Source organism: Salmonella sp. 2018103, from assembly GCF_026247685.1.
In the GTDB taxonomy this organism is placed as follows: Bacteria; Pseudomonadota; Gammaproteobacteria; order Enterobacterales; family Enterobacteriaceae; genus Salmonella; species Salmonella enterica.
Map to the genome: position 1 here is coordinate 4341951 of NZ_CP111029.1, position 26575 is coordinate 4368525.

Genomic DNA, 26575 nt, shown 5'->3' on the forward strand with positions numbered 1-26575 from the left:
TGCTATGTCCGTCGCGCACGTTGCCTTGCCCGTTCCGCTTCCCCGAACCTTTGATTACCTGCTGCCGGAAGGCGGGGTCGCCAAAGCCGGGTGCCGCGTGCGCGTGCCGTTCGGCAAGCAGCAAGAGCGCGTGGGCATTGTCGTCTCGATTAGCGACCACAGCGAATTGCCGCTCGATGAATTAAAATCGGTCATTGAAATCCTGGATAACGAGCCAATCTTTTCTCCCTCCATCTGGCGCTTACTCCTCTGGGCGGCGGATTACTACCACCATCCCCTCGGCGACGTTCTGTTTCACGCTCTGCCGGTTTTACTGCGTCAGGGAAAACCAGCCAGCAACGCGCCCCTATGGTATTGGTTCGCCACCGAAGAGGGGCAAGCCGTCGACATCAACAGCCTGAAACGCTCCGCCAAACAACAACAGGCGTTGTCGGCGCTGCGGCAAGGAAAGATCTGGCGCTATCAGGTAGCCGAGCTTGATTTTACTGACGCCACGCTGCAAACGCTGCGGCGTAAGGGGCTTTGTGAGCTTGCCAGTGAAACGCCCGCGTTTACCGACTGGCGGGAGCATTATGCCGTCACAGGAGAGCGCCTGCGGCTGAATACCGAACAGGCGACAGCAGTCGGCGCGATTCACAGCGCGTCGGACGGTTTCTCCGCCTGGTTGCTGGCAGGCGTAACCGGTTCCGGCAAGACCGAAGTGTATCTGAGCGTACTGGAAAACGTCCTCGCCCAGGGCAAACAGGCGCTGGTGATGGTGCCGGAAATCGGCCTGACGCCGCAAACGATCGCCCGTTTTCGCGAACGTTTTAACGCGCCGGTGGAAGTGCTGCATTCCGGGCTAAACGACAGCGAGCGTCTTTCGGCATGGCTGAAAGCGAAAAACGGCGAAGCGGCGATTGTCATCGGCACGCGCTCCTCGCTGTTTACGCCGTTTAAAAATCTTGGCGTGATTGTCATCGACGAAGAGCACGACAGCTCTTATAAACAGCAGGAAGGGTGGCGCTACCATGCCCGCGATTTGGCTGTGTATCGCGCCCATAGCGAACAGATCCCGATTATTCTCGGCTCCGCCACCCCAGCCCTGGAAACGCTATGCAACGTGCGGCAGAAAAAATACCGGATGCTGCGTCTGACGCGGCGCGCAGGCAACGCCCGCCCAGCCCTGCAGCATGTACTGGATTTAAAAGGCCAGCGTCTTCAGGCGGGACTGGCGCCCGCCCTTATCGCCCGTATGCGCCAACATCTCCAGGCCGACAATCAGGTAATTTTATTTCTTAACCGCCGGGGATTCGCGCCCGCGCTGCTTTGCCACGACTGCGGCTGGATTGCGGAGTGCCCGCGTTGCGATCACTACTACACGCTGCACCAGGCGCAGCATCATTTACGCTGTCATCACTGCGACAGCCAGCGTCCGGTACCGCGTCAGTGCCCCTCCTGCGGCTCCACACATATGCTACCGGTTGGGTTAGGGACGGAACAACTGGAGCAGGTGCTGGCGCCCTTCTTCCCCGGCGTGCCGATCTCACGAATCGACCGTGATACCACCAGTCGTAAAGGCGCGTTGGAGCAGCATCTGGCGGAAGTTCACCGCGGCGGAGCGCGCATTCTGATAGGCACACAAATGCTGGCGAAAGGCCATCACTTTCCGGACGTCACGCTGGTGGCGTTGCTGGACGTCGATGGCGCGCTTTTTTCCGCAGATTTTCGTTCGGCGGAACGCTTCGCCCAGCTCTACACTCAGGTTTCCGGCCGCGCCGGGCGCGCGGGTAAACAGGGCGAAGTGGTGCTCCAAACGCACCATCCTGAGCATCCCCTGCTGCAAACGTTACTGTATAAAGGCTATGATGCGTTTGCGGAGCAGGCGCTGGCGGAACGGCAAACGCTCCAGCTTCCGCCGTGGACCAGCCACGTCATTATTCGCGCAGAGGATCACAACAATCAGCAGGCGCCCGTCTTTCTCCAGCAGTTGCGTAATCTGATTCAGGCCAGCCCGCTATCAGACGATAAGCTGTGGATCTTAGGTCCGGTTCCGGCCCTCGCGCCAAAACGCGGCGGCCGCTATCGCTGGCAAATTTTACTTCAGCATCCTTCACGGATTCGCCTGCAACACATCATCAGCGGCACGCTGGCGTTGATCAATACGCTCCCTGAAGCGCGGAAAGTTAAATGGGTTCTGGACGTCGATCCGATTGAAGGATAGTCCTCACGATGCGAGGCGGATCGTAAAATTAAAGATCCATCACACTTTTTATGAAAATTCTGTAACCGCTTCCACGCACTATCTGATAAAAATGTTTTCGATGAGTGTTACCAGGGATAGATCTGCGCCAGCAGTTCCCAGGCGAGGAGAAAGAGTGAAATCGAACAAGCAGGTTACTGCCGCTACGATGAAGGATGTTGCGTTGAAGGCGAAAGTCTCTACGGCAACCGTATCCCGCGCGTTAATGAACCCCGATAAAGTCTCCCAGTCGACCCGTAGCCGGGTTGAACAGGCCGCGCTTGAAGTGGGTTATTTCCCGCAGTCGATGGGGCGAAATGTAAAACGCAATGAATCCCGTACGATTCTGGTGATTGTCCCGGATATTTGCGATCCCTTCTTCAGTGAAATTATCCGCGGTATCGAAGTGACCGCGGCAGAACAGGGGTATCTGGTGCTGATTGGCGATTGCGCCCATCAAAACCAGAAAGAAAAAACCTTTCTTAATCTCATCATCACCAAACAGATCGACGGCATGGTACTTCTCAGTTCCCGACTGCCCTTTGACGCCAGCGTTGAGGAGCAGCGCAATTTGCCTCCGATGGTGATGTCGAATGAGTTTGCGCCGGAGCTTGAACTGCCGACGGTACATATCGATAACCTCACCGCCGCGTTCAATGCCATGAACTACCTGTTGGATTTGGGCCACAAGCGGATTGGTTGTATTGCGGGGCCGGAAGATATGCCGCTCTGTCACTATCGCTTACAAGGTTACGTACAGGCATTAAGACGCAGTGGCATTGTGGTCGATCCGCATTACATCGCCCGTGGCGACTTTACCTTTGAAGCCGGGGCAAACGCATTAAAGCAGTTGCTTGAGCAACCGTTGCCGCCTACCGCCGTCTTTTGTCATAGCGACGTAATGGCGCTGGGCGCCCTCTCCTGGGCCAAGCGCCAGGGTCTGAAAGTGCCTGACGATCTGTCGATTATCGGCTTTGACAATATCGCGCTGGCCGAGTTTTGCGACCCTCCGTTGACAACCGTGGCGCAGCCGCGTTTTGACATTGGTCGCGAGGCGATGCTGCTGTTGCTCGATCAGATGCAGGGGCAAAATGTGAGCAGCGGCTCGCGTTTAATGGATTGCGAGCTGATTATTCGCGGTTCTACGCGCGCTTTACCCTAAAGTAAATAGCTTTAAGACTCACCTGTCTGGTCAAAGGCCCGCCGCTTCAGTAACATGACGGGCTGACGAACGAATAAATACAGCGAAACGATAGTGGCACAACGAGATTATGTACGTCGCGGCCAACCGGCTCCTTCGCGGCGCAAAAAGAGCACCTCACGGAACTCACGGAAGAAGCAAAGCAACATGCCTGCCGTCTCGCCGGCAATGGTCGCGATTGCGGCAGCCGTCCTTGTGACCTTTATCGGCGGTCTGTACTTCATTACTCACCATAAGAAAGAAGAGTCCGAAACGCTACAAAACCAGAAAGTCACCGGCAATGGGCTTCCGCCAAAACCGGAAGAGCGCTGGCGTTACATCAAAGAGCTGGAAAGTCGCCAGCCGGGCGTGCGTACGCCAACGGAACCGTCCGCCGGCGGCGAAGTCATGAATCCGAATCAGCTCACCAGCGAACAGCGTCAACTCCTGGAGCAGATGCAGGCGGATATGCGTCAGCAGCCAACGCAACTTAACGAAGTGCCGTGGAACGAGCAGACGCCAGAACAACGCCAACAAACGCTACAGCGCCAGCGTCAGGCGCAGCAGCAGCAGCAGCAGTGGGCTCAAACGCAGCCTGTTCAGCAACCACGCACGCAGCCGCGGGTAAACGAGCAGCCGCAAACGCGCACGGTACAGTCCGCCCCGGCGCAACCTGCGCGCCAAAGTCAGCCGCCGAAGCAGACGGCTTCGCAGCAACCTTATCAGGATTTGCTGCAAACGCCGGCGCATACCAGCGCGGCAGCGCCGAAAGCCGCGCCAATTACACGCGCGCCTGAAGCGCCGAAGGCGACAGCAGAGAAAAAAGATGAACGTCGCTGGATGGTGCAATGCGGCTCATTCAAAGGCGCTGAGCAGGCAGAAAGCGTCCGCGCTCAGCTGGCGTTTGAAGGCTTTGACTCCAAAATTACCACCAATAACGGCTGGAATCGCGTGGTTATCGGGCCGGTGAAAGGTAAAGAAAATGCCGACAGCACCATTAACCGTCTGAAGATGGCGGGCCATACAAACTGCATTCGACTCGCCACCGGGGGTTGAAACCCTCAAAATCTCCCCCATCTATACTTGCATTATGCCCCGTACGCCGTACGGGGCCGCAATTCAGCATTAGTAACCAAGGGGTCTGCTCGTGACAACAATAGTAAGCGTACGCCGTAACGGCCACGTGGTAATCGCCGGTGATGGTCAGGCCACACTGGGTAACACAGTAATGAAAGGCAACGTGAAGAAAGTCCGCCGCCTCTACAACGACAAGGTCATTGCGGGCTTTGCGGGCGGTACTGCGGATGCATTCACGCTGTTCGAGCTGTTTGAACGTAAACTGGAAATGCATCAGGGGCACCTGGTCAAAGCCGCCGTTGAACTGGCGAAAGACTGGCGTACCGACCGTATGCTACGCAAACTGGAAGCGTTGCTGGCCGTCGCGGATGAAACCGCCTCGCTCATCATCACGGGTAACGGCGATGTCGTGCAACCTGAAAACGATTTAATTGCTATCGGCTCCGGCGGTCCTTATGCCCAGGCTGCCGCTCGCGCTCTGTTGGAAAATACCGAGCTCGGCGCGCGCGAAATTGCTGAAAAGGCGTTGGATATTGCAGGCGATATCTGCATTTACACCAACCATTTCCACACCATTGAAGAATTGACCGCCAAAGCGTAAGGACCTCTCATGTCTGAAATGACCCCACGCGAAATTGTCAGCGAACTGAACAAACACATTATCGGCCAGGATAACGCAAAGCGTTCCGTGGCGATTGCATTGCGTAACCGCTGGCGTCGTATGCAGCTTGATGAAGAGCTGCGCCACGAAGTAACGCCGAAAAATATTCTGATGATTGGCCCGACCGGCGTCGGTAAAACCGAAATCGCCCGTCGTCTGGCAAAACTCGCCAACGCGCCGTTCATTAAAGTCGAAGCCACCAAATTCACCGAAGTGGGCTACGTCGGGAAAGAAGTGGACTCTATCATCCGCGATCTGACCGATGCCGCTGTGAAAATGGTTCGCGTACAGGCTATCGAGAAAAACCGCTATCGTGCGGAGGAGTTGGCGGAAGAGCGTATTCTCGACGTACTGATCCCACCCGCAAAAAATAACTGGGGCCAGGCCGAACAGCAGCAGGAGCCTTCTGCCGCCCGTCAAACGTTCCGCAAAAAACTGCGCGAAGGCCAGCTCGACGATAAAGAGATCGAGATTAACCTCGCCGCCGCGCCGATGGGCGTAGAGATTATGGCGCCTCCGGGCATGGAAGAGATGACCAGCCAGTTGCAGTCTATGTTCCAGAACCTGGGCGGTCAGAAACAGAAACCGCGTAAGCTGAAAATTAAAGACGCGATGAAACTGTTGGTTGAAGAAGAAGCTGCTAAGCTGGTCAACCCGGAAGAGCTGAAACAGGACGCTATCGACGCGGTTGAACAGCACGGCATCGTGTTTATCGATGAAATTGACAAAATTTGTAAGCGTGGCGAAACCTCCGGCCCGGATGTTTCACGCGAAGGCGTACAGCGCGACTTACTGCCGCTGGTAGAAGGCTGCACGGTTTCGACCAAACACGGCATGGTCAAAACGGATCATATTCTGTTTATCGCCTCTGGCGCGTTCCAGGTGGCGAAGCCGTCTGATCTGATCCCGGAACTGCAGGGCCGTCTGCCGATTCGCGTTGAACTTCAGGCGCTGACCACCAGCGATTTCGAACGCATTTTGACCGAGCCAAACGCCTCCGTCACCGTGCAGTATAAAGCGCTGATGGCAACTGAAGGCGTCAATATCGAGTTCACCGATTCCGGTATTAAACGTATTGCCGAAGCCGCCTGGCAGGTTAACGAAACCACCGAAAACATCGGCGCGCGCCGTCTGCATACCGTACTGGAGCGTCTGATGGAAGAGATTTCCTATAACGCCAGCGATCTGCACGGCCAAAACATCACAATTGATGCGGAATATGTGAGCAAACATCTGGATGCGCTGGTCGCAGATGAAGATCTAAGCCGTTTTATCTTATAATCGCGTCCAATGCATTTTCATCACTGTTGATGGGGCTGAAAAGCCCCATTTTTATTGGCGCTAAATATGACTGAACAACAACAAATTAGCCGCACCCAGGCCTGGCTGGAAAGCTTACGACCCAAAACCTTACCCCTCGCCTTTGCGGCGATTATCGTCGGTACGGCCCTGGCATGGTGGCAAGGCTATTTCGATCCTCTGGTCGCACTGCTAGCCCTTATCACCGCCGGGCTGCTGCAAATTTTATCCAACCTCGCCAACGATTACGGCGACGCTGTCAAAGGCAGTGATAAACCGGATCGCATCGGGCCGCTGCGGGGAATGCAAAAAGGCGTCATCACCCGGCAGGAGATGAAGCGGGCGTTAATCATTACCGTCGTGCTGATCTGTATCTCCGGACTGGCGCTGGTGGCGGTCGCGTGCCATACGTTAACCGATTTTGTCGGCTTCCTGATTTTGGGCGGGCTGTCGATTATCGCCGCCATCACCTACACCGTGGGTAATCGGCCCTACGGTTATATCGGGCTGGGTGATATCTCTGTCCTGGTATTCTTTGGCTGGCTAAGTGTCATGGGGAGCTGGTACCTCCAGGCGCATACGTTGATTCCGGCGCTAATTCTCCCGGCCACCGCCTGCGGTTTACTGGCGACGGCGGTGCTGAATATTAATAACCTGCGCGATATTAATAGCGACAGAGAGAACGGCAAAAACACCCTTGTGGTACGACTCGGCGATGTCAACGCGCGTCGTTATCACGCCTGCCTGTTGCTAGGCGCGCTGCTCTGTCTGGCGCTGTTTAATCTGCTCTCGCTACACAGTCCGTGGGGATGGTTGTTTATTCTGGCCGCGCCATTGCTCATTAAACAAGCGCGCTACGTAATGCGCGAAAGGGAGCCTGCGGCAATGCGCCCAATGCTTGAACGTACCGTTAAAGGCGCGTTGTTAACCAACCTGTTATTTGTGATTGGGATACTCTTAAGTCAGTGGGCCGTTTAACTGACAAATATCAATTAACAATTGATGATTTTGCCAACAGTATACTTAGCGCGATATACTAAAAATTCTCGCAGCAACTGAACGTTAAGCCTATGAAATACGATACTTCCGAGCTTTGTGACATCTATCAGGAAGATGTCAACGTCGTGGAACCGCTGTTCTCCAATTTTGGAGGACGGTCGTCGTTTGGCGGACAAATCATCACGGTAAAATGTTTCGAGGACAACGGGTTGCTGTACGATCTGCTCGAACAAAATGGCCGTGGTCGGGTTCTGCTGGTCGATGGCGGCGGTTCTGTCCGTCGTGCATTAGTCGATGCGGAGCTGGCGCGTCTGGCTACGCAAAATGAATGGGAAGGGCTGGTTATCTATGGCGCGGTGCGTCAGGTGGACGATCTGGAAGAGCTGGATATCGGCATTCAGGCGATCGCCGCCATTCCGGTTGGCGCCGCAGGTGAAGGCATTGGGGAAAGCGATGTGCGCGTCAATTTCGGCGGCGTGACGTTCTTCTCCGGCGATCATCTCTATGCCGACAACACCGGGATTATCCTTTCCGAAGACCCGCTTGATATCGAGTGATCAAAAAAGGCGCCGTAAGGCGCCTTTTTTATGCGTTGTCGCTGATTGCCGGATGGCAGCTTACGCCTTATCCGACCCACCGGTATCCGCATTCTAAATCCTCTATAGATTTCGCGTCAGGGCAAGGCGGCAAGTAAGTGAATCCCCAGGAGCATAGGCCACTATGTGACTGGGGTGAACGCACGCAGCCAACGCCGCCATAACGTGAAATATGACGAGGATTAGACTTCTTCCATACGACCAAGCAGCGCCTGCAAACGTTCCTGCCAGCCGCTCTGCTGTTCCTTCAGAGAATTATTTTCACGCTCGAGTTCTTCACGCTGATGCTGTGCAGACTGCACTTCCTGCGTCAGGCTGTTGTTCTTTTCTTTCAGCTCTTCAATTTCCATCTGTAACAGGGTGATGGTGTCAATCGCCTGCTGTACTTTTGCTTCCAGTTTCTCAAACACTTCTAAAGACATGATCTTACCTCTCCTGAATTGCAAGGCGACGCTTCACGTAAACGCGCACAATATATAGTGTCGATTGTATGAAGCCCCGCTCTCGCTGTCCAGCGACATACCGCGTAGATCGCGGTTTGCAGCAATTTTCATCCATCTCCTGGTAACATTCATTCAATAACTTAAAAGTGTTAACATATTGGTTAATGAAATGATTCAATTCACTCTCTTCTGCTGTCTCAAAATGCGCCTCATGGCGCGATAACGCTCATTTTATTGACGCAGTACACACATTTTGATTTCGATATTTCTCGTTTTTGCTCGTTAACGATAAATTAACAGTGTGCCTACAGGGCATCGTGGATGTCCATGACCTCCTCGCATACCAATAATCATTACATACTCTTCAGGATCCGATTATGAGTCAAACATCAACCTTAAAAGGCCAGTGCATTGCTGAATTCCTCGGTACCGGGTTGTTGATTTTTTTCGGTGTGGGTTGTGTCGCTGCGCTTAAAGTTGCCGGAGCTACTTTTGGACAGTGGGAAATCAGCGTCATCTGGGGTCTGGGGGTAGCGATGGCTATCTACCTGACGGCAGGTGTTTCTGGCGCACACCTGAACCCGGCAGTGACCATCGCACTCTGGCTATTTGCCTGTTTCGACAAACGTAAAGTTGTTCCTTTTATTATTTCTCAAGTTGCCGGCGCCTTTTGCGCAGCGGCGTTAGTTTACGGGCTTTATTACAATCTTTTTGTGGACTTCGAACAAACCCACCATATCGTCCGTGGCAGCGTTGAAAGTCTCGATCTCGCAGGCATTTTCTCAACTTACCCGAATCCTCATATCAATTTTGTGCAGGCCTTCGCGGTTGAAATGGTGATTACCGCTATTCTGATGGGGCTGATTCTGGCGCTGACCGACGACGGAAACGGCGTACCTCGCGGTCCGCTTGCGCCACTGCTCATTGGTTTACTGATCGCCGTTATCGGTGCCTCTATGGGGCCGTTGACCGGGTTTGCGATGAATCCGGCGCGTGACTTTGGCCCCAAAATGTTCGCCGGGCTTGCCGGCTGGGGTGAAATTGCGTTTACCGGCGGTAGAGACATTCCTTACTTCCTGGTGCCACTGTTTGGCCCCATCGTCGGCGCCATTCTGGGCGCGTTTGCTTATCGCAAATTTATTGGCCGTCATTTGCCGTGCGATACCTGCGTCGTGGAAGAGAAGGACTCCACCGCGACCACACAACAAAATGCTTCGCTGTAATCTGATTACGGGACAAAATTATGACTGAAAAAAAATATATCGTTGCGCTCGACCAGGGTACCACCAGCTCCCGCGCGGTCGTTATGGATCATGACGCGAATATCGTCAGCGTATCACAGCGTGAATTTGAGCAAATTTATCCTAAGCCAGGCTGGGTAGAACACGACCCGATGGAAATTTGGGCGTCCCAAAGCTCAACGCTGGTAGAAGTGCTGGCTAAGGCCGATATCAGTTCCGATCAGATTGCCGCTATCGGTATCACCAACCAACGTGAAACCGCGATCGTCTGGGAACGTGAAACCGGCAAACCGATATACAACGCTATTGTCTGGCAGTGCCGTCGTACCGCCGATATTTGCGAACAGCTTAAACGCGACGGCCTGGAAGATTACATCCGCGACAATACCGGTCTGGTCGTCGACCCGTACTTCTCTGGCACTAAAGTGAAATGGATCCTTGACCATGTGGAAGGTTCGCGCGAACGCGCGAAGCGTGGCGAGCTGCTGTTCGGTACGGTGGATACCTGGCTTATCTGGAAGATGACGCAGGGCCGCGTCCACGTTACGGATTACACCAACGCCTCACGAACCATGCTGTTCAACATCCATGATTTGGACTGGGACGATAAGATGCTGGACGTGCTGGATATCCCACGCGCGATGCTGCCCCAGGTACGTAAGTCCTCCGAAGTCTACGGCCAGACCAATATTGGCGGTAAAGGCGGTACACGTATTCCTATCGCCGGGATTGCCGGGGATCAGCAGGCCGCGCTATTCGGCCAACTGTGCGTAAAGGAAGGAATGGCAAAGAATACCTACGGCACTGGCTGCTTTATGCTGATGAACACCGGCGAGAAAGCGGTAAAATCGGAAAACGGCCTGCTGACCACCATCGCCTGCGGCCCAAGCGGCGAAGTCAACTATGCGCTGGAAGGCGCGGTGTTTATGGCGGGAGCGTCCATTCAATGGCTGCGTGATGAAATGAAGCTCATCAGCGACGCGTTCGACTCCGAATATTTCGCCACGAAAGTGAAAGATACCAACGGTGTCTACGTGGTTCCGGCCTTCACCGGTCTGGGCGCGCCGTACTGGGATCCGTATGCCCGCGGCGCCATTTTTGGCCTGACCCGCGGCGTGAACTCTAATCACATTATCCGCGCGACGCTCGAATCCATCGCTTACCAGACCCGCGACGTACTGGAAGCGATGCAGGCCGACTCCGGTATCCGCCTGCACGCTCTGCGTGTGGACGGCGGCGCAGTGGCCAACAACTTCCTGATGCAGTTCCAGTCAGATATTCTCGGCACGCGGGTGGAACGCCCGGAAGTGCGCGAAGTGACCGCGCTGGGCGCCGCCTATCTGGCTGGTCTGGCCGTCGGTTACTGGCAGAACCTGGACGAGTTGCAGGAAAAAGCCGTCATTGAACGAGAATTCCGCCCCGGCATTGAAACCACCGAGCGTAACTACCGTTACAGCGGCTGGAAGAAAGCGGTTAAACGCGCAATGGCGTGGGAAGAGCACGACAAGTAAGGTCGCCATCCGGCAAAATCTTTGTGCGGGGGCAACTCCGCACACACATCAATTATTCCCTCCTTCCCCTGTGCTACACTGCGCGCCACTCCTTTTTGCTACGAGTTTGTTATGAGACGAGAACTTGCCATCGAATTTTCCCGTGTGACCGAAGCGGCGGCGCTGGCTGGCTACAAATGGCTGGGACGCGGCGATAAAAATACCGCGGACGGCGCGGCGGTTAACGCCATGCGTATCATGCTCAACCAGGTCAACATTGACGGCACCATCGTGATTGGCGAAGGCGAAATCGACGAGGCCCCGATGCTCTATATCGGCGAGAAAGTCGGTACCGGCCACGGCGATGCGGTAGATATCGCCGTCGATCCGATTGAGGGCACGCGCATGACGGCGATGGGCCAGGCGAACGCGCTGGCGGTGCTGGCGGTCGGCGATAAAGGCTGTTTCCTGAATGCACCTGATATGTATATGGAAAAACTGATTGTCGGTCCGGGCGCCAAAGGGGCAATTGATCTCAATCTGCCGCTGGCGGATAACCTGCGCAACATCGCGGATGCGCTGGGTAAACCGCTTGGCGATCTGACCGTGACCATTCTGGCAAAACCGCGTCATGACGAGGTCATCGCAGAGATGGCTAAACTGGGCGTACGCGTGTTTGCCATTCCTGACGGCGACGTCGCGGCCTCAATTCTGACCTGTATGCCGGATAGCGAAGTCGACGTGCTGTACGGGATTGGCGGCGCACCAGAAGGCGTGGTATCCGCAGCGGTGATCCGCGCGCTGGACGGCGATATGCAGGGGCGTCTGCTGGCGCGCCATGACGTGAAAGGCGACAGCGAAGAAAACCGCCGCATTGGCGAACAGGAACTGGCGCGCTGCAAAGCAATGGGCATTGAAGCGGGCAAGGCGTTATGCCTGGGCGATATGGCGCGTAGCGATAACGTTATTTTCTCCGCGACCGGCATCACGAAAGGCGATCTGCTGGAAGGAATTAGCCGGAAAGGCCATATTGCCACGACGGAAACGCTGCTGATCCGCGGCAAATCACGCACCATCCGCCGCATTCAGTCTATCCACTATCTTGATCGTAAAGATCCGGATGTACAGGCGCATATCCTCTAGCGCATTTGTTAGTTAGAGCCTTCCAGCCTCGCGGGGCTGGAAATCTTTCTCCTGACGAACGAAGATAAGGTTAGCGATTCAGAACAGGAGAAAACCATGGCCGATTGGGTAACAGGTAAAGTCACTAAGGTGCAAAACTGGACTGACGCACTGTTCAGCCTGACCGTTCACGCCCCCATTAATCCTTTTACTGCAGGCCAATTTACCAAACTCGGACTGGAGATCGATGGCGAGCGCGTTCAGCGCGCGTATTCCTATGTGAATGCGCCTGACAATCCGAATTTAGAGTTTTATCTGGTGACGGTGCCGCAAGGAAAGCTCAGCCCGCGGCTGGCGGCGCTAAAACCTGGCGATGAGGTGCAAGTGGTCAGCGACGCGTCGGGTTTCTTTGTACTGGATGAAGTGCCTGACTGCGAGACGCTATGGATGCTGGCAACCGGAACCGCTATTGGCCCGTATTTGTCTATTCTGCAATATGGCCAGGATGTCGCGCGCTTTAAAAATCTGGTCTTGGTCCACGCCGCACGCTTCGCCGCCGATTTAAGCTATCTGCCGCTAATGCTGGAACTGCAACAGCGTTATGAAGGCAAGCTGCGCATCCAAACGGTGGTCAGCCGGGAGAGCGTGCCAGGCTCGCTTACCGGACGCGTGCCAGCGCTCATTGAAAACGGCGAGCTGGAAAAAGCCGTTGGATTACCGATGGATAAAGAGACCAGCCACGTCATGCTGTGCGGGAACCCGCAGATGGTGCGCGATACGCAGCAACTGCTGAAAGAGACCCGACAGATGACTAAACATCTGCGCCGCCGACCGGGGCATATGACGGCTGAACATTACTGGTGATGTTTTACCGAATGGCGGCTGGGGCTTATCCGGCCTCCTGCAAATCATCACCAATCTGTGGGCCCGGTAAGCGTCAGCGCCACCGGGCAAATTACGGTTTACCGCCCGTTCACGGTTCTGCCTTAAACTTCACGTCCTGTGTCGCTTTCCCAAACTTATTTTCCCCCTGAACACCGACAAACGCGCCCAGATCGATAAGCATCATCACCAGGATCAGCGTCGGAATAAATCGCCCGACGACCCACTGCCACATCCCCGGCAGCATCACCCAGTTTCCGGCCAGCAGCATCCACGCCAGAATCATTAGCAACGCCCACGCGCCGGAGCGTCCCCGGTCATGCAGACGTTTGACCATGACGGCGGCGGTCGGCCACAGCAGGCACACCAGGCAAAATGCCGCCGTTTGGATATCAAGCAGGTTTTTCCCCGCCAGCGAAAATAGCGCCAGCATCCCGGCAAACCAGAGGCCGATCCAAATCCAGAAATCACGGCGTCCGATACGCCCTTTAAATGAGAATAACCATTGCTGTATGGTCATGTAAGTTCCTTATATTTTGCCTTCCGCTACAGTTTACCCTTTTGACAAGCCCGACAGTTATCGTTTTAATCGTGAGCAGTCCTAACGAAAGGTAAGATTGATGAAGCCAGGATGTACTCTGTTTTTACTGTTGTTTTCTGCTCTCACCGCCAGCATAACGGCGCACGCGCAGCTCTCTTCATCGACCACGACAGCGCCCTATCTGCTGGCGGGCTCGCCAACCTTTGATCTTTCTATTAGCCAGTTTCGTGAGAACTTTAACCGCCAGAATCCCGATCTGCCGCTCAATGAATTTCGCGCCATTGAGAATAGCCGCGATAAGGCGAATCTGACCCGCGCCGCCAGTAAGATTAACGAAAATCTGTATGCCTCCACGGCGCTGGAGCGCGGTACGCTCAAAGTGAAAAGTATGCAGATTACCTGGCTGCCCATTCAGGGGCCGGAACAGAAAGCGGCGAAAGCGAAAGCGCTGGAATATATGGCCGCCATTATTCGCACTGTCGCCCCGTTGCTGACAAAAGAGCAAAGCCAGAAAAAACTGCAAAAGATGCTTATCGCCGGTAAAGGTAAACACTATTACGCCGAGACCGAAGGCGCGGTACGTTATGTTGTCGCAGATAACGGCGAAAAGGGGCTGACCTTCGCGGTTGAACCGATTAAGCTGGCGTTATCTGAAAATCTGGAAGGGGCGAATTGATGACAAAAAGCAAAGCCTTTCCGGGGATGAATCTCTATACTGTTTCACAGACCATGCTGCTCTGACGAGCGGCCATCTTCCTTAATTCGCTGACTAAGCGTGGAGAAATGAAATGCGACATCCTTTAGTGATGGGTAACTGGAAACTGAACGGCAGCCGCCACATGGTAAACGAACTGGTGGCTAACCTGCGTAAAGAACTGACGGGCGTAGCAGGCTGCGACGTGGCAATCGCTCCGCCGGAAATGTATATCGATCTGGCGAAACGCGCTGCTGCCGGTAGCCACATTATGCTGGGCGCGCAGAACGTTGATCTGAATCTGTCTGGCGCATTCACCGGTGAAACTTCGGCTGAAATGCTGAAGGATATCGGCGCGCAGTACATTATTATCGGCCACTCCGAGCGTCGTACTTATCACAAAGAATCTGACGAGCTGATCGCCAAAAAATTCGCCGTACTGAAAGAGCAAGGTCTGACGCCGGTACTGTGCATCGGTGAAACCGAAGCGGAAAACGAAGCGGGCAAAACAGAAGAAGTGTGCGCACGCCAAATCGACGCGGTACTGAAAACGCAGGGCGCGGCAGCCTTTGAAGGCGCGGTTATCGCTTACGAACCCGTATGGGCGATCGGTACCGGTAAATCTGCAACTCCTGCGCAGGCGCAGGCAGTGCACAAATTCATCCGTGACCACATTGCTAAAGCTGACGCGAAAATCGCTGAACAGGTTATTATCCAGTACGGCGGTTCTGTTAATGCCTCCAACGCAGCCGAACTGTTCGCGCAGCCGGACATCGACGGCGCACTGGTAGGCGGCGCTTCTCTGAAAGCTGACGCCTTCGCGGTGATCGTGAAAGCAGCAGAAGCTGCTAAACAGGCTTAATTGCCAATCAATGTCTGATGGCGCTGCGCTTATCAGGCCTACCAGCCGAGTGCTTATGTAGGCCTGATAAGGTAAAGCCGCCATCCGGCATTTATGCTGTGGAGGGTAAGAAAGTAGTATCCCCGGCAACCTTAAACATCGCCCTCCAGCTCCGCGTATTCTCAACCAGCCGATCATCACGAAATAACGCACTACCAGAAACAACACGATCGATGCCCTGTGCAATCAGCGAAGGCAATTGATCCTGCGTTAACGACCCATCAATAACGATAATTTTACCTTCGCGTTTATCACCAAGTAGACAGAGAAGCTGCGCCACGCGCTCGTGCAAATCACTGGAGCGCATTTTACTGCCGTATCCAGGGTTCACTGCCAGTAGTTGAATAACCTCGATGTCGCTCAGAATGGGGATAATGACATCCAGAGGCGTTGCCGGGCATAAACTAATCCCCCGGATCACCGGCATTTCACCGCCGATAACGGGCACGGTCTGCTGACCAAGCCAGCTTAGCGTATGATGCAGATGAATATCGCCTTCAGCCTGAAGCGTGATGCAGTGTGCGCCCGCCTTCACGCAGGCTTGCGCCGCCGTCCATTGATCCGCTACCATCAAATGAACATCTTTGATAAAGGTTTGCGGCAGTTGCCCAACTGCCCATGGCCCAACGGTAAACTGCGGGCAAAATTGACCATCCATCAAATCCAAATGCAACAGCGGCTGGTTTAACGCTTCCAACTGTTGCAGATAGCGATGCAACGCAATCCACTGCCCTGCCAGAATACCCACACTAAGCGGATATGACGCTAACAATGCCACACATGCTTCGCGCGTTAATCCGGCAAACTGGCTGTTCATGAGCGCTCCTTAAGGCATCAAACCCATAAAAACTTTTTTTGTCCGCGGACCGGTCATCAACGGTTCAAGCTGCTCCACGCAAGTTTTATAGTGTGGCGTTGTCTTATGAAAAGCGACGGCCTGTTCATCAACGTAGGCTTCATAAATATAAAATCGCGTAGGCACCTGCGGATCCTGCAGAACATCAAAACGCAAGTTACCCGGCTCTTTAATTGAGCCCAGATGATTTTGCCGAAAAACATCGATAAATTGTTCAACCTTGTCATCATGAACGTTAATTTCAACCAGCGTAACGTGCATCATTAACCCCCTGATTATTCCAAATAAAATAACAGTCATCCCCATCTCCTCGCATCGGTAAAAGATGGGGAAGCGATCTCATTTAACCTTTCTCACTCAAAAACAGCTCATAAGCACGCTCTGCTGTTTCGTTATGATGAACGACAGCATGTACCGCTTTAATCATGGCTACCGGATCTTCTGACTGGAATATATTACGCCCCATATCTACGCCAGAAGCCCCCTGGTCAATCGCCTGATAGCACATTTCCAATGCTTCACGTTCAGGCAGTTTTTTACCGCCGGCGATGACAATCGGCACTGGACAACCTGCCGCAATACGCTCAAAACCTTTATCGACATAATACGTTTTGATAATTTGCGCCCCCATTTCCGCAGCGATACGCGTTGCCAGTGAAAAATAACGCTGGTCGCGAGCCATATCTTTACCCACCCCGGTTACTGCCATTATTGGCATCCCGACGCGTAACCCGGCATCAATCAGTTGAATAATATTTTTAATCGACTGATGTTCATGCTCACTACCAATATAAACCTGTGCGGCAGCAGCACAGCTATTCAACCGCACAGCGTCATCCATCGCCACCGCAACCGCCTCATTGCTTAATTCAGTGAGAATAGAATTCGCCCCGGACGCGCGTAAAACGACTGGTTTATTGATTGCCGGAGGTACCACACTGCGTAATATGCCGCGAGTACACATTAAGACATCAGCATATTCAAAGAGCGGCGCAATATTGATATCAATACGCTCAAGTCCGGTTGTCGGCCCCTGGAAATATCCATGGTCAAAGGCCAGCATGACCGTTTTTCTGGTCTTGGGATTAAAAATCCTCGCCAGTCTGGACTGCATTCCCCAATCCAGCGCGCCACAGCCTTTTAATGCGAACAAAGTGTTAGTTTGTGGTTTATCGGTGTGAAAATCTTTGCCATCTTTAATATCATCTAAATCAGCCATTCTTTACTCCGTCGATACATAACAGTTATCAGAAATCATATTTGTCGATATTGTCTTTGTTGAAAATGACACGCTCCGGCAATAACACAATGCCGTTACCTTTTGCCTCATAGTGATATCCCTGCTCACTATTAGGTGAAACGGTGACTTTGCCGATGCCGGGAATATCCAGTGAATCACCGACATTCATTGGCATATTTTTCAGCAACGCGTTGGCGACATATACGGAAATTTTTCCCTGTTGGACGACATCCCACAGGCCAAACTCTTTAACAGTGCCGCGCTGAACATAAGGGCGCATTACATTCGGCGTACTAAAACCAACAATCGCGAGATTATTGCGTTTAAGGTTCTCCGCCGCCTGTGCCGCAGCAGGTAAAGCGTTAGCGTCAGGCGCGATGATGGCATCCAGATCGGGATACGCTTTGATGATACCTTCCGCCGTCTGGAGCGATTTCGTGGCATCGTTATAGCCAAACTGGGTAGTGACTATCTCCCACCCCGGATGTTCCTGGCTAATTTTGGCTTTAGCTTCTTTTACCCACTGGTTCTGGTCGGTCACCGTTGGGCTGGAATAGAAGAAAGCGACTTTCGCTTTCTCTTTGTCCACCTGATGAGCGGCCATCTCTACCAACATGCTGCCGAGCTGTTTTGGCGTCCCTTGATTGATATAGTAAGAACGGCACTCCGGCTTGGTATCGGAATCCCAGGTTAATATTTTCACGCCTCTTTGCATTGCCCGCTTCAACGCCGGGCACAGGCCATCAGGCGAAACGGCAGAAACGATAATGGCGTCATACCCCTGATTGACAAAGTTATTCACCAGTTGAACCTGGCCTGAGACGCTGGGCTCTGTAGGGCCATCGTAAGTTACGTCAATACCCAGCGCTTTTCCCGCTTCCTGCGCGCCATTGCCGCCGCTGGTAAAAAAGCCCACGCCAACCAGTTTGGGAATAAAAGCAATCCGCTCTGCCGCCTGAACGGTCATTACCGCAGATGCCAGACCAAACGCAGTGAGTAAGGCGATCATTTTAATGCTGTGTCTTGCCATTTTTTTCTCCATAAATTTCAAAAGGAAATCATGCCTGATGCGCATTGCGACGGCGTGAGTACCATTCAAGGATTTGGTGACGATGCAAACTGACGGAACGACCAACGACAACAACAATGAGAAGCGCACCGGACAATGCGCTGGAAATTTGATTCGGCACTCCGGCCATCTGTAGCCCCTGCTGTAAAAATCCCACCAGCAGCGCCGCCAACGCGGACCCCATAATCGACCCGGAGCCGCCATAAATATTGGCGCCTCCCAGCACAACCGCCGTAATAGCCGGCATCAGGAAAGAGGCGCCCAGATCCGAACGTGCGGAGCCAAAGTAAGAAACCAGTAATACGGCGGCGATCGCGGAGGCGCATCCGGTCATGGCATACACGGTATACAACGTGCGATTCACCGGGATCGCGCTGTACTGCGCAACACGGGCGCTCTGGCCAATCAGGAAAACGTTGCGTCCCATATGCGTACGATGCATGAGCAGCCAGAAAAACAGACAGCACACAAGAAAAAAAATAAGCGGCATGGGAATACCAAGAAATGAAATATTGGCAAAGTCAGTGAACGCTGTGGGAAATCCACCAATACCTTCATAACCCGTGGCGCCAGCCATACCAGATAACAATAATGCGCTACCACCAAATAAATACATGGTTCCCAGGGTAATCACCAACGGGTTTACACCGGTATAAATAATAAGTCCGGCATTTATCAGTCCACATATTGCGCCGAGTAGTAGGGTAATAATAATCGCTAAAGGTAGCGGCATACCAAGCTGAAACAGCACACCCAGGGTAATCGCGCATAGCCCGATTGTAGAACCAAATGAAATATCCATGCCACCGCTGACAATAACCATTGTTAGCGGCAAAGCGACAATACCGATACAAATAAAATCGCTAGTGCTAAAAAGTAAGACATTAATATCTAATAAACGTGGATTAATCAGACCGAAAGCCAGAATTTCAAAGATCAATAAGGCTGCCAGCGCAATTTCCCAGCTATAGCGTCGCCATGGATTCATCATGCCACCTCTTTGTTTTTATTCTGTTGTGCGTGCGTTTTTGCTTCCGCCTGTAGTGGAGTGGGTGGTGATATAAAACGGGCATATTTCTGGCGGCGCAGATTGCGTTGTAATGCGCAACGCAGCCGCCCATCGAATACCAGTACGCCCAACAATACCAGGCCAGCAATAAAATCGTTCCACCAGGCGGGGATACGCAGCAGCACTAACACACTATCGATTTGCGTAAGAAAATAAGCGCCGAGAATAGCGCCGATGACCGTGCCTGACCCGCCTAACAGGCTAATTCCCCCCAATACGCAGGCCGCGATGGCTTTCATTTCCAGCCCCGTGCCGGTTTGATTGGGAATGAAGCCAATCTGCGAGGCAAACACGATTCCAGCCAATGCCGCCATACCGCCATTAAGTGAAAATGCCATGATGCGTACCATCTCGGTACGGACACCCAATTGCCGGGCGCCCTGCAGGTTATCGCCGGTGGCGTAAAAATTGCGGCCAAAGGCGGTTTTCGCCAGGAGCCAGGCCATAAGCAGCGCTAACACCAGGGTAAACCAGCCGATTGCGGAAATTCCCAGAAACACCGGAGCAGAGAGTTGCTTTAAGCCTGCGGGTAATCCTTCAATCCATTTCCCCCCTGTCCATAGCAGCATGATCCCACGATACAAGCCCAGCGTTCCCAGCGTGGCGACAATGGCGGGTATCTTCAACCAGGCAACCAGTACGCCATTAAAAAATCCGGCGACAATTCCTAATATTAGTGTGGCCAGGCAGGCGACCGGCAGGCTATAGCCGGCGTTTAACATCACTCCCAGCAATACCGCGCACATTCCTGTCGTCGAGCCCACCGATACATCAATATTGCGGGTGAGCATTACCATCGTCGCGCCAATCGCCAACAGCATCAAAATTTGCGCGCTACTGAAAACCATTGTCAGCGTTTGCACGCTCAAATACTGGCTATCCAGCGCGCCAGGAAACACGAATAAACAGACTATTGCCAGCAGCGCCGTCGCTTCCCGGTTATTTTGGATGAATTTCAACATGTTGCCTCCGACGCACCATGTTCGCCAAACGCAACGTGCATGATGGTATCAACGTTAATTTCCTCGCCGCATAACGCAGGCCCCCCCAGTTCCCCCTGGTGCATGACATATACGCGATCGGCCATCTGCTCTATCTCTTCCAGATCGGAGGAAATAAACAGCACCGCGACATTTTGTTGCGCGATACTGCGCAACAGCTGATAAATATCGCTGCGGGCGGAGACATCGACACCGCGGGTCGGTTCATCGACAATCAGTAATTGCGGAGAGGCCTCCAGGCATTTGGCAATCAATACTTTTTGCTGGTTACCGCCGGATAAAGTACGCGCCGCCTGTTCGGCATTATTGAGTTTGATATTTAACGCGCGGTGGTAACGTTCAAGGGTGGCGTTATCCCGCTGGGGCTTTATCCAAAATCCTTTTTGGTTGTGGGTCAGCGAACAGACATTCCATGCCAGGGATGCGTCAAGATACAGCCCGGATGACTGCCGATCTTCCGGCAAATAGACCAGGCCGAGCTGCAACCGCTGTTGGGTTGTCAGGGCGTTAATTTCTTCACCATTGAACAGCATCCGCCCCGCATTGACCGGTCTAATACCGTACAGCGTTTCAGCCAGTTCTGTGCGTCCCGCGCCGACCAACCCGGCCAGACCAAGTATTTCGCCTGCCCGCACCTCAAGGTTGATATTCATAAAACCTTCGCCCGTCAGCGACTCCAGCGCTAATACCGTCGCGCCGCGTTCGTTCTGCGGGCGGCTGCCAGGCAATTCCAGCCACAACTTTTGATTCGCGGAAAGACTGACGCCCTGCGTTGCCGGGGTGATAGCTTGAATAATCTCGTCGGTAGAAAGGTCATGCGTTTTTCCGAATAATGCGATTTTACCGTCACGCATCACGCTAACGCAGTGAGCTAACTGTCTAATTTCTGGTAGCTTATGAGAAATAAATACAATTCCGACACCCTTTTTCAGCAACTCTTGCAGACGCGTAAATAACCGGTCAGTTTCGGCTGGCGTTAACGACGCCGTGGGCTCATCAAGAATTAAGATTCGCGAGTCGCGCATCAAGCCGCGCATAATTTCAACGATCTGGCGGTCTGCAACATCAAGCGTACCCGCAGCGCTCGCCGGATCGAGTTGGCATCCCATCGCCTTTAATAGCTGCTGCATTTTTTCCGTGGAGGCCTGGCGTCCCTGCAAGCCAAACAAGATATTTTCCCGCACAGATAAACTCGGAAATAACAGAGGCTCCTGGGGAACCAGGTAAATGCCATACTGGTGCGCCTTCAGAGGCGTTAAATGACTGCAACGCACACCAGCAATATCGATAGTCCCTCCATCTGGCGGGACTATACCGGCAATAATCTTCATTAATGTTGATTTACCCGCACCATTGCCGCCAAGCAATGCGTGCACCTCTCCCGCATGCAGAGTAAAGTCAATTCCCTTTAGTACTTCGACGCCGGAATAACTTTTATAAATGTTCTGCACACAAATCAGAGGGGATGCAGTATTGTGACTGATTTGCATGTTGCCTCCGCTCCCTCAATGTTGACTGACGGGACTGAACAAATGTTTTTTGAAAAAGAAATTGTTCAAAACGGTAGTAGTTATTTGGTCAAAAAACTCTCATCCAGATCACGTTTTCTGAATAAATGAATTTTTAGATGATAAATGTTCAGATTTGACGCGTTTTTGTGGCGTTAATCACGGTTATTTCGGAGTGATAACTGAACAATTGTGTTAATGATTTAGAAATGTTCAAAGTAAAGCCAGGTTATGACAATGAGCGATAATACGTTGGTATCTGATTATGGAATGTGCGAAGAAGAGCAGGTGGCGCGTATTGCCTGGTTCTACTATCACGATGGATTGACGCAGAGTGAAATCAGCGAGCGTCTGGGGCTAACCCGGCTGAAGGTTTCTCGTCTGCTGGAGAAAGGGCATCAGTCCGGTATTATTCGCGTACAAATCAACTCCCGCTTCGAAGGGTGTCTTGAGTATGAAAATGCCTTGCGCAACCACTTCGCATTGCAGAATATCCGCGTGCTGCCGGCATTACCCGATGCCGATATTGGTCTGCGCTTAGGAATCGGCGCCGCCCATATGTTGATGGAGTCTCTGCGGCCACAGCAACTGCTGGCCGTCGGCTTTGGCGAAGCCACGATGACCACATTAAAACGCCTCAGCGGATTTATCTCGGCGCAACAAATCCGACTGGTCACGTTATCCGGCGGCGTGGGGCCGTATATGACCGGAATAGGCCAGCTTGATGCCGCTTGTAGCGTAAGTATTATGCCCGCGCCGCTGCGCGCATCATCGCAGGAAATTGCCTGCACGCTGCGCAATGAAAATAGCGTGCGGGATGTGATGCTCACAGCGCAAGCTGCCGATGCCGCCATCGTGGGGATTGGGGCAATTAACCAGAAAGATCAAGCCAGTATCTTAAAATCCGGCTATATCACTCAGGGTGAACAACTCATGATTGGCCGCAAAGGCGCAGTAGGCGATATTCTGGGCTATTTTTTTGATGCTCATGGCGAAATTATTCCAGACATCAAAATCCATAACGAATTAATTGGCCTGAAGTTAAATTCACTTTCCACGATCCCAACCGTGATTGGCGTCGCCGGCGGCGAACAAAAAGCAGAAGCTATTATTGCCGCTATGCGCGGTAACTATATCAATGCGCTGGTTACCGATCAGAAAACCGCAGGGAAAATAATTCAACTTATTGAAAAATAAAAAAATAAAACAACACTTACCTCAATTCAATAAACAATAACTGACAGGATTTTATGTAACGATGTAAAAATAGCCGAGGATAAAAAAATGGCTCGACTCTGTACCCATACTGAATCAGGACATTACCTGATGGCTCTTGACGCCGGTACCGGTAGCGTCAGAGCAGTAATTTTTGATCTACAAGGAAAGCAAATATCTGTCGGTCAAGCGGAATGGCAGCATCTGGCCGTGCCGGATGTGCCTGGTTCGATGGAGTTTGATCTTGCCAAAAACTGGCAACTGGCTTGCCAGTGTATCCGTCAGGCACTACAGAAAGCCGCCATCCCTGCAACGGCTATCGCTGCCGTATCGGCCTGTTCGATGCGTGAAGGCATTGTTATTTATGACAGTAACGGCGAACCAATTTGGGCCTGCGCTAATGTTGACGCCCGCGCGGCGCACGAAGTCAGTGAATTAAAAGAGCTGCACGATAACACCTTTGAGGAGGAAGTTTATCGTTGCTCCGGGCAAACGCTGGCGCTCAGCGCTATTCCGCGTCTGCTCTGGCTTGCCCACCATCGTCCGGATATTTATCATCGCGCGTCAACCGTCACTATGATCAGCGACTGGATGGCCTTTATGCTCAGCGGCGAACTGGCGGTCGATCCCTCCAACGCAGGCACGACGGGGTTATTGGATCTGGTGACCCGCAACTGGAAACGTAGCCTGTTACAGATGGCGGGCCTGCGTTCTGACATTCTCTCGCCGGTAAAAGAAACCGGGACGCTGCTCGGTCACATTTCACAGAAAGCGGCTGAACAGTGCGACTTGCAAGCGGGTACGCCGGTCATCGTTGGCGGCGGCGATGTGCAGTTAGGCTGTCTGGGGCTGGGCGTCGTACGCCCGGCGCAAACGGCCGTGCTGGGAGGAACCTTCTGGCAACAGGTCGTCAATCTTCCCGCGCCGGTCACCGACCCAAACATGAACGTTCGCATCAATCCTCATGTGATCCCCGGTATGGTACAAACCGAGTCTATTAGCTTTTTTACTGGGTTAACGATGCGTTGGTTCCGCGACGCCTTTTGCGCTGAGGAAAAACTAATCGCTGAAAGGTTAGGTATTGATGCGTATTCCCTGCTGGAAGATATGGCCAGCCGGGTGCCTCCCGGCGCGCACGGTGTGATGCCCATCTTCTCTGACGTTATGCGTTTTAAACGCTGGTACCACGCCGCGCCGTCGTTTATCAATCTGTCTATCGATCCTGAAAAGTGTAATAAAGCGACCCTATTTCGCGCGCTGGAAGAGAATGCCGCCATTGTTTCCGCCTGCAATTTACAGCAAATTGCCGCGTTTTCCGGCGTACAGGCCGATTCGCTGGTTTTTGCCGGCGGAGGATCTAAAGGCAAATTATGGAGCCAAATCCTTGCCGACGTTACGGGACTCACCGTTCACGTACCTCTCGTCAAAGAAGCTACCGCGCTAGGGTGCGCTATTGCCGCAGGCGTTGGCGTGGGTATCTGGCCATCGCTGGCGGAAACGGGAGAAAAGCTAGTGCGCTGGGATCGGGAGCATAAACCTAATCCTGAAAATTTCGCTGTCTACCAGCAGGCCAGAGAAAAATGGCAGGCCGTTTATCAGGATCAACGCGCGCTGGTCGATGGTGGCTTAACGACATCCCTCTGGAAAGCGCCAGGCCTGTAACAGGAGAATAAGCATGCAAAAAACGAATGAGAAGAATCATGAATACCGCTTTGGCGATAATGGCCCTAAATACTTAATCCGTGGGCCGGGCTGCGATATGGGCGTCGTTATACTACAACCAGGGCAGTCATTCCCTAACCATCGCCATAATACCGCTTGTGAGATTTTTTATACCCTAAGCGGTGAAGTGTGCCTGTATCTGGAAGGAACACCTCATATCCTGCAAACTGGAGATGTTTTACAGTGCGAACCTGGGGAGGCGCATTATCTCATTAATAACGGCGATAAACCCTGGAAAGGCGTGTTTATTAAATCGCCGCATCTGGAAAATGACAGCCACCCCGCGGATCCACCGGCCTGGTAACGCCCGCGCCATCGCCAGATTTTGCCGGATAGCGCCACGAGAGCCTTGTCCGGCCTCCAAACGGCATTCGTTAATGCAATATCAAGCTGTCATTTGATGACCTGTTGGTTCAAGATATCACACTGATGATCCTGAATTTCCTCGGCAGAAGCGCGATTGAAGATCAGTAAATTACGCTCGGTCGCCAGCAAGACAAAAGAGCCATCGCTTTGGCGTACCCCCGCCAGCGCGATACATCACAGCATCCCCGCCCGCGCAGGAACTTTCCCTGGTCCCATCGCCACAGCAAAAAATAGCAGTACGGTCATAAACTCCGGCAGTAGCGAAGTCGCCCACAGAAGGATAGTAACGCCAACGATGATGAAAGGGAGGAACAGAGGATGGGACAACCAGAGCGACATACCTGTCTCCTGACGATTTTTTCAGCAAGAATACGACGGACAGTCAGGCAGGTAAACGCCAGATATAGTGAGGTTATCGCAGGATTAAGCGGACAAATCAGTGATAATGAATTTCACCAAAGTATTCAGACAGCACATAATAGCGGCAATACTCAAAAGGGCTGTCCTTCCCGGCCTGAAACGTCTGTCTGGCGACAGATAACAGCGGTTTATTGGCGGCGATTTGCAATTTTTCGCACAGGTCAGCGGAAGGTAAAATCGCCTCAACTTTTTCTATCGCCGAGTCGCTTGTGACGTTTAATAACGAATAAAGCGACGTATGCTCCAGCGCCTGCGGTGTGAGTTGCAGATCGGGAAAGAAGCTAAGATCGAGATAAATTTTCTCATGGTTAAATGGACGGTTATTCAGGCAACGAATACGCGAAATATAGAGATAGTGATGCTGTGCGGGCAGGCTCAAGCCGTCTGCCTGAGCGTCGCGCGCGCGGCGCGGCGCGATTTCCAGAATACGGTTCTCAATCGCCACGCTGGCGTCCTGGAGATCGCGGGTAATACCGCGAAACGTGTGCCCGTAGCTCACGCCTTCCGGCACCGAGCACACCACCGAACCACTCCCGCGCTGCGACGAAATAATGCCCGCATTGATTAATTCGCTCCAGGCCTGTTTAACCACAATCAGCGAGACGTTGTAGGCTCTGGCGATCTCTTTTTGCGTCGGTAGTTGGCTACCCAAAGGCAAAGACCCGTTCTGGATCTGCTGACAGATGATAAAAAATAGTTGCTTATAAAGCGGAGTAAAGCTCGTTTTATCAACCTGCAAGATGCGCACCTCACGTCTTCGCC

The 26575-nt window shown here is 52.9% G+C and carries 26 protein-coding genes and 2 pseudogenes; 16 read left to right on the forward strand and 12 right to left on the reverse strand.

Annotated elements, in window-relative coordinates:
* Positions 1 to 4: 4 nt before the first annotated feature.
* From priA to rraA, 7 genes are all read left to right on the forward strand, one after another.
* Complete coding sequence (gene priA, locus OLG56_RS20860) at positions 5 to 2203, forward strand: primosomal protein N' (RefSeq protein ID WP_061377449.1); 2199 nt, start codon at positions 5 to 7, stop codon at positions 2201 to 2203.
* A 154-nt stretch (positions 2204 to 2357) separates the two neighbouring features.
* Positions 2358 to 3383 carry a DNA-binding transcriptional regulator CytR gene (cytR, locus tag OLG56_RS20865; protein WP_000841337.1) on the forward strand — a complete coding sequence of 342 codons (1026 nt, stop codon included), beginning with the start codon at positions 2358 to 2360 and terminating at the stop codon, positions 3381 to 3383.
* Positions 3384 to 3476: 93 nt separating this feature from the next.
* Entirely contained in the window at positions 3477 to 4457 is a 981-nt protein-coding gene (gene ftsN / locus OLG56_RS20870) for a cell division protein FtsN (RefSeq protein ID WP_000068807.1), read from the forward strand.
* Positions 4458 to 4548: 91 nt separating this feature from the next.
* Positions 4549 to 5079: an ATP-dependent protease subunit HslV gene (gene hslV, locus OLG56_RS20875; RefSeq protein WP_000208240.1), complete on the forward strand. Its 531-nt coding sequence runs from the start codon at positions 4549 to 4551 to the stop codon at positions 5077 to 5079.
* A 9-nt stretch (positions 5080 to 5088) separates the two neighbouring features.
* Positions 5089 to 6420: an ATP-dependent protease ATPase subunit HslU gene (gene hslU, locus OLG56_RS20880; RefSeq protein WP_001293360.1), complete on the forward strand. Its 1332-nt coding sequence runs from the start codon at positions 5089 to 5091 to the stop codon at positions 6418 to 6420.
* 66 nt (positions 6421 to 6486) lie between these two features.
* A complete protein-coding gene (gene menA / locus OLG56_RS20885) occupies positions 6487 to 7416 on the forward strand; it encodes a 1,4-dihydroxy-2-naphthoate polyprenyltransferase (RefSeq protein ID WP_000139639.1) in 930 nt (309 codons plus the stop codon).
* A gap of 92 nt (positions 7417 to 7508) precedes the next feature.
* Complete coding sequence (rraA, locus tag OLG56_RS20890) at positions 7509 to 7994, forward strand: ribonuclease E activity regulator RraA (protein ID WP_000872918.1); 486 nt, start codon at positions 7509 to 7511, stop codon at positions 7992 to 7994.
* A gap of 221 nt (positions 7995 to 8215) precedes the next feature.
* On the opposite strand, the gene zapB is transcribed toward rraA, so the two are convergent.
* Positions 8216 to 8455 carry a septal ring assembly protein ZapB gene (gene zapB / locus OLG56_RS20895; protein ID WP_000051370.1) on the reverse strand — a complete coding sequence of 80 codons (240 nt, stop codon included), beginning with the start codon at positions 8453 to 8455 and terminating at the stop codon, positions 8216 to 8218.
* 398 nt (positions 8456 to 8853) lie between these two features.
* Between zapB and OLG56_RS20900 the strand changes: the two genes are divergently transcribed.
* The 4 genes from OLG56_RS20900 to fpr all read left to right on the forward strand — a co-directional run bounded on the left by OLG56_RS20900 (position 8854) and on the right by fpr (position 13193).
* Positions 8854 to 9699, forward strand: coding sequence for an MIP/aquaporin family protein (locus OLG56_RS20900; RefSeq protein ID WP_000084285.1), 846 nt, complete (start codon positions 8854 to 8856; stop codon positions 9697 to 9699).
* A 20-nt stretch (positions 9700 to 9719) separates the two neighbouring features.
* Positions 9720 to 11228 (forward strand): glycerol kinase GlpK, encoded by a 1509-nt coding sequence (gene glpK, locus OLG56_RS20905; RefSeq protein ID WP_000136809.1) that lies wholly within the window; start codon positions 9720 to 9722, stop codon positions 11226 to 11228.
* Between the two features lie 111 nt (positions 11229 to 11339).
* Positions 11340 to 12350, forward strand: a complete 1011-nt coding sequence (gene glpX, locus OLG56_RS20910) for a class II fructose-bisphosphatase (RefSeq protein WP_001250624.1) — start codon at positions 11340 to 11342, stop codon at positions 12348 to 12350.
* 96 nt (positions 12351 to 12446) lie between these two features.
* Positions 12447 to 13193 carry a ferredoxin--NADP(+) reductase gene (gene fpr, locus OLG56_RS20915; RefSeq protein ID WP_000796303.1) on the forward strand — a complete coding sequence of 249 codons (747 nt, stop codon included), beginning with the start codon at positions 12447 to 12449 and terminating at the stop codon, positions 13191 to 13193.
* A gap of 109 nt (positions 13194 to 13302) precedes the next feature.
* Here fpr and OLG56_RS20920 read toward each other — a convergent pair whose 3' ends face one another.
* Positions 13303 to 13731 carry a DUF805 domain-containing protein gene (locus OLG56_RS20920; protein ID WP_000155237.1) on the reverse strand — a complete coding sequence of 143 codons (429 nt, stop codon included), beginning with the start codon at positions 13729 to 13731 and terminating at the stop codon, positions 13303 to 13305.
* Between the two features lie 100 nt (positions 13732 to 13831).
* Between OLG56_RS20920 and OLG56_RS20925 the strand changes: the two genes are divergently transcribed.
* Both OLG56_RS20925 and tpiA read left to right on the forward strand, forming a co-directional pair.
* Positions 13832 to 14428 carry a YiiQ family protein gene (locus OLG56_RS20925; RefSeq protein ID WP_000802241.1) on the forward strand — a complete coding sequence of 199 codons (597 nt, stop codon included), beginning with the start codon at positions 13832 to 13834 and terminating at the stop codon, positions 14426 to 14428.
* A gap of 112 nt (positions 14429 to 14540) precedes the next feature.
* On the forward strand, positions 14541 to 15308 hold the full coding sequence (tpiA, locus tag OLG56_RS20930) for a triose-phosphate isomerase (RefSeq protein WP_001216339.1): 768 nt from the start codon (positions 14541 to 14543) through the stop codon (positions 15306 to 15308).
* Between the two features lie 91 nt (positions 15309 to 15399).
* Here tpiA and OLG56_RS20935 read toward each other — a convergent pair whose 3' ends face one another.
* The 7 genes from OLG56_RS20935 to lsrA all read right to left on the reverse strand — a co-directional run bounded on the left by OLG56_RS20935 (position 15400) and on the right by lsrA (position 22072).
* On the reverse strand, positions 15400 to 16164 hold the full coding sequence (locus OLG56_RS20935) for a beta/alpha barrel domain-containing protein (RefSeq protein WP_023137067.1): 765 nt from the start codon (positions 16162 to 16164) through the stop codon (positions 15400 to 15402).
* 9 nt (positions 16165 to 16173) lie between these two features.
* Complete coding sequence (lsrG, locus tag OLG56_RS20940) at positions 16174 to 16464, reverse strand: (4S)-4-hydroxy-5-phosphonooxypentane-2,3-dione isomerase (protein WP_001543603.1); 291 nt, start codon at positions 16462 to 16464, stop codon at positions 16174 to 16176.
* A gap of 82 nt (positions 16465 to 16546) precedes the next feature.
* Positions 16547 to 17422, reverse strand: coding sequence for a 3-hydroxy-5-phosphonooxypentane-2,4-dione thiolase LsrF (gene lsrF, locus OLG56_RS20945; protein WP_000774146.1), 876 nt, complete (start codon positions 17420 to 17422; stop codon positions 16547 to 16549).
* Positions 17423 to 17450: 28 nt separating this feature from the next.
* Positions 17451 to 18473 carry an autoinducer 2 ABC transporter substrate-binding protein LsrB gene (lsrB, locus tag OLG56_RS20950; protein ID WP_000090739.1) on the reverse strand — a complete coding sequence of 341 codons (1023 nt, stop codon included), beginning with the start codon at positions 18471 to 18473 and terminating at the stop codon, positions 17451 to 17453.
* Positions 18474 to 18501: 28 nt separating this feature from the next.
* Positions 18502 to 19503, reverse strand: a complete 1002-nt coding sequence (gene lsrD, locus OLG56_RS20955; RefSeq protein ID WP_000981826.1) for an autoinducer 2 ABC transporter permease LsrD — start codon at positions 19501 to 19503, stop codon at positions 18502 to 18504.
* The gene (gene lsrC / locus OLG56_RS20960) at positions 19500 to 20543 is read right to left on the reverse strand and encodes an autoinducer 2 ABC transporter permease LsrC (RefSeq protein ID WP_000911133.1); all 1044 of its coding nucleotides are present in this window, start codon (positions 20541 to 20543) and stop codon (positions 19500 to 19502) included. Before lsrC ends, lsrD begins: the two co-directional genes overlap by 4 nt.
* The gene (gene lsrA / locus OLG56_RS20965) at positions 20537 to 22072 is read right to left on the reverse strand and encodes an autoinducer 2 ABC transporter ATP-binding protein LsrA (protein ID WP_001167248.1); all 1536 of its coding nucleotides are present in this window, start codon (positions 22070 to 22072) and stop codon (positions 20537 to 20539) included. Before lsrA ends, lsrC begins: the two co-directional genes overlap by 7 nt.
* A gap of 255 nt (positions 22073 to 22327) precedes the next feature.
* On the opposite strand from lsrA, the gene lsrR reads away from it, so the two are divergent.
* The 3 genes from lsrR (at position 22328) to OLG56_RS20980 (ending at position 25331) form a co-directional block, all read left to right on the forward strand.
* Entirely contained in the window at positions 22328 to 23287 is a 960-nt protein-coding gene (gene lsrR / locus OLG56_RS20970; protein ID WP_001283049.1) for a transcriptional regulator LsrR, read from the forward strand.
* Between the two features lie 87 nt (positions 23288 to 23374).
* Positions 23375 to 24967 (forward strand): autoinducer-2 kinase, encoded by a 1593-nt coding sequence (gene lsrK, locus OLG56_RS20975; protein WP_061377450.1) that lies wholly within the window; start codon positions 23375 to 23377, stop codon positions 24965 to 24967.
* Positions 24968 to 24980: 13 nt separating this feature from the next.
* Complete coding sequence (locus OLG56_RS20980) at positions 24981 to 25331, forward strand: cupin domain-containing protein (protein ID WP_001173080.1); 351 nt, start codon at positions 24981 to 24983, stop codon at positions 25329 to 25331.
* A gap of 89 nt (positions 25332 to 25420) precedes the next feature.
* Here OLG56_RS20980 and OLG56_RS20985 read toward each other — a convergent pair.
* The 3 genes and pseudogenes from OLG56_RS20985 to OLG56_RS20995 all read right to left on the reverse strand — a co-directional run.
* Positions 25421 to 25561: pseudogene (locus OLG56_RS20985) on the reverse strand (CDP-diacylglycerol diphosphatase); the annotation flags it as partial.
* 45 nt (positions 25562 to 25606) lie between these two features.
* Positions 25607 to 25732: pseudogene (locus tag OLG56_RS20990) on the reverse strand (hypothetical protein); the annotation flags it as partial.
* Between the two features lie 97 nt (positions 25733 to 25829).
* Complete coding sequence (locus tag OLG56_RS20995; RefSeq protein ID WP_001535809.1) at positions 25830 to 26552, reverse strand: GntR family transcriptional regulator; 723 nt, start codon at positions 26550 to 26552, stop codon at positions 25830 to 25832.
* Positions 26553 to 26575 lie beyond the last annotated feature (23 nt).

What these genes read in the sequence shown, in the direction of transcription:
- priA (WP_061377449.1), top strand. Translation starts at nt 5, where the DNA reads ATGTCCGTCGCGCACGTTGCCTTGCCCGTTCCGCTTCCCCGAACCTTT.
- hslU (WP_001293360.1), top strand. Translation starts at nt 5,089, where the DNA reads ATGTCTGAAATGACCCCACGCGAAATTGTCAGCGAACTGAACAAACAC.
- menA (WP_000139639.1), top strand. Translation starts at nt 6,487, where the DNA reads ATGACTGAACAACAACAAATTAGCCGCACCCAGGCCTGGCTGGAAAGC.
- rraA (WP_000872918.1), top strand. Translation starts at nt 7,509, where the DNA reads ATGAAATACGATACTTCCGAGCTTTGTGACATCTATCAGGAAGATGTC.
- zapB (WP_000051370.1), bottom strand. Translation starts at nt 8,455, where the DNA reads ATGTCTTTAGAAGTGTTTGAGAAACTGGAAGCAAAAGTACAGCAGGCG.
- OLG56_RS20900 (WP_000084285.1), top strand. Translation starts at nt 8,854, where the DNA reads ATGAGTCAAACATCAACCTTAAAAGGCCAGTGCATTGCTGAATTCCTC.
- glpK (WP_000136809.1), top strand. Translation starts at nt 9,720, where the DNA reads ATGACTGAAAAAAAATATATCGTTGCGCTCGACCAGGGTACCACCAGC.
- glpX (WP_001250624.1), top strand. Translation starts at nt 11,340, where the DNA reads ATGAGACGAGAACTTGCCATCGAATTTTCCCGTGTGACCGAAGCGGCG.
- fpr (WP_000796303.1), top strand. Translation starts at nt 12,447, where the DNA reads ATGGCCGATTGGGTAACAGGTAAAGTCACTAAGGTGCAAAACTGGACT.
- OLG56_RS20920 (WP_000155237.1), bottom strand. Translation starts at nt 13,731, where the DNA reads ATGACCATACAGCAATGGTTATTCTCATTTAAAGGGCGTATCGGACGC.
- OLG56_RS20925 (WP_000802241.1), top strand. Translation starts at nt 13,832, where the DNA reads ATGAAGCCAGGATGTACTCTGTTTTTACTGTTGTTTTCTGCTCTCACC.
- tpiA (WP_001216339.1), top strand. Translation starts at nt 14,541, where the DNA reads ATGCGACATCCTTTAGTGATGGGTAACTGGAAACTGAACGGCAGCCGC.
- OLG56_RS20935 (WP_023137067.1), bottom strand. Translation starts at nt 16,164, where the DNA reads ATGAACAGCCAGTTTGCCGGATTAACGCGCGAAGCATGTGTGGCATTG.
- lsrG (WP_001543603.1), bottom strand. Translation starts at nt 16,464, where the DNA reads ATGCACGTTACGCTGGTTGAAATTAACGTTCATGATGACAAGGTTGAA.
- lsrF (WP_000774146.1), bottom strand. Translation starts at nt 17,422, where the DNA reads ATGGCTGATTTAGATGATATTAAAGATGGCAAAGATTTTCACACCGAT.
- lsrB (WP_000090739.1), bottom strand. Translation starts at nt 18,473, where the DNA reads ATGGCAAGACACAGCATTAAAATGATCGCCTTACTCACTGCGTTTGGT.
- lsrD (WP_000981826.1), bottom strand. Translation starts at nt 19,503, where the DNA reads ATGATGAATCCATGGCGACGCTATAGCTGGGAAATTGCGCTGGCAGCC.
- lsrC (WP_000911133.1), bottom strand. Translation starts at nt 20,543, where the DNA reads ATGTTGAAATTCATCCAAAATAACCGGGAAGCGACGGCGCTGCTGGCA.
- lsrA (WP_001167248.1), bottom strand. Translation starts at nt 22,072, where the DNA reads ATGCAAATCAGTCACAATACTGCATCCCCTCTGATTTGTGTGCAGAAC.
- lsrR (WP_001283049.1), top strand. Translation starts at nt 22,328, where the DNA reads ATGAGCGATAATACGTTGGTATCTGATTATGGAATGTGCGAAGAAGAG.
- lsrK (WP_061377450.1), top strand. Translation starts at nt 23,375, where the DNA reads ATGGCTCGACTCTGTACCCATACTGAATCAGGACATTACCTGATGGCT.
- OLG56_RS20980 (WP_001173080.1), top strand. Translation starts at nt 24,981, where the DNA reads ATGCAAAAAACGAATGAGAAGAATCATGAATACCGCTTTGGCGATAAT.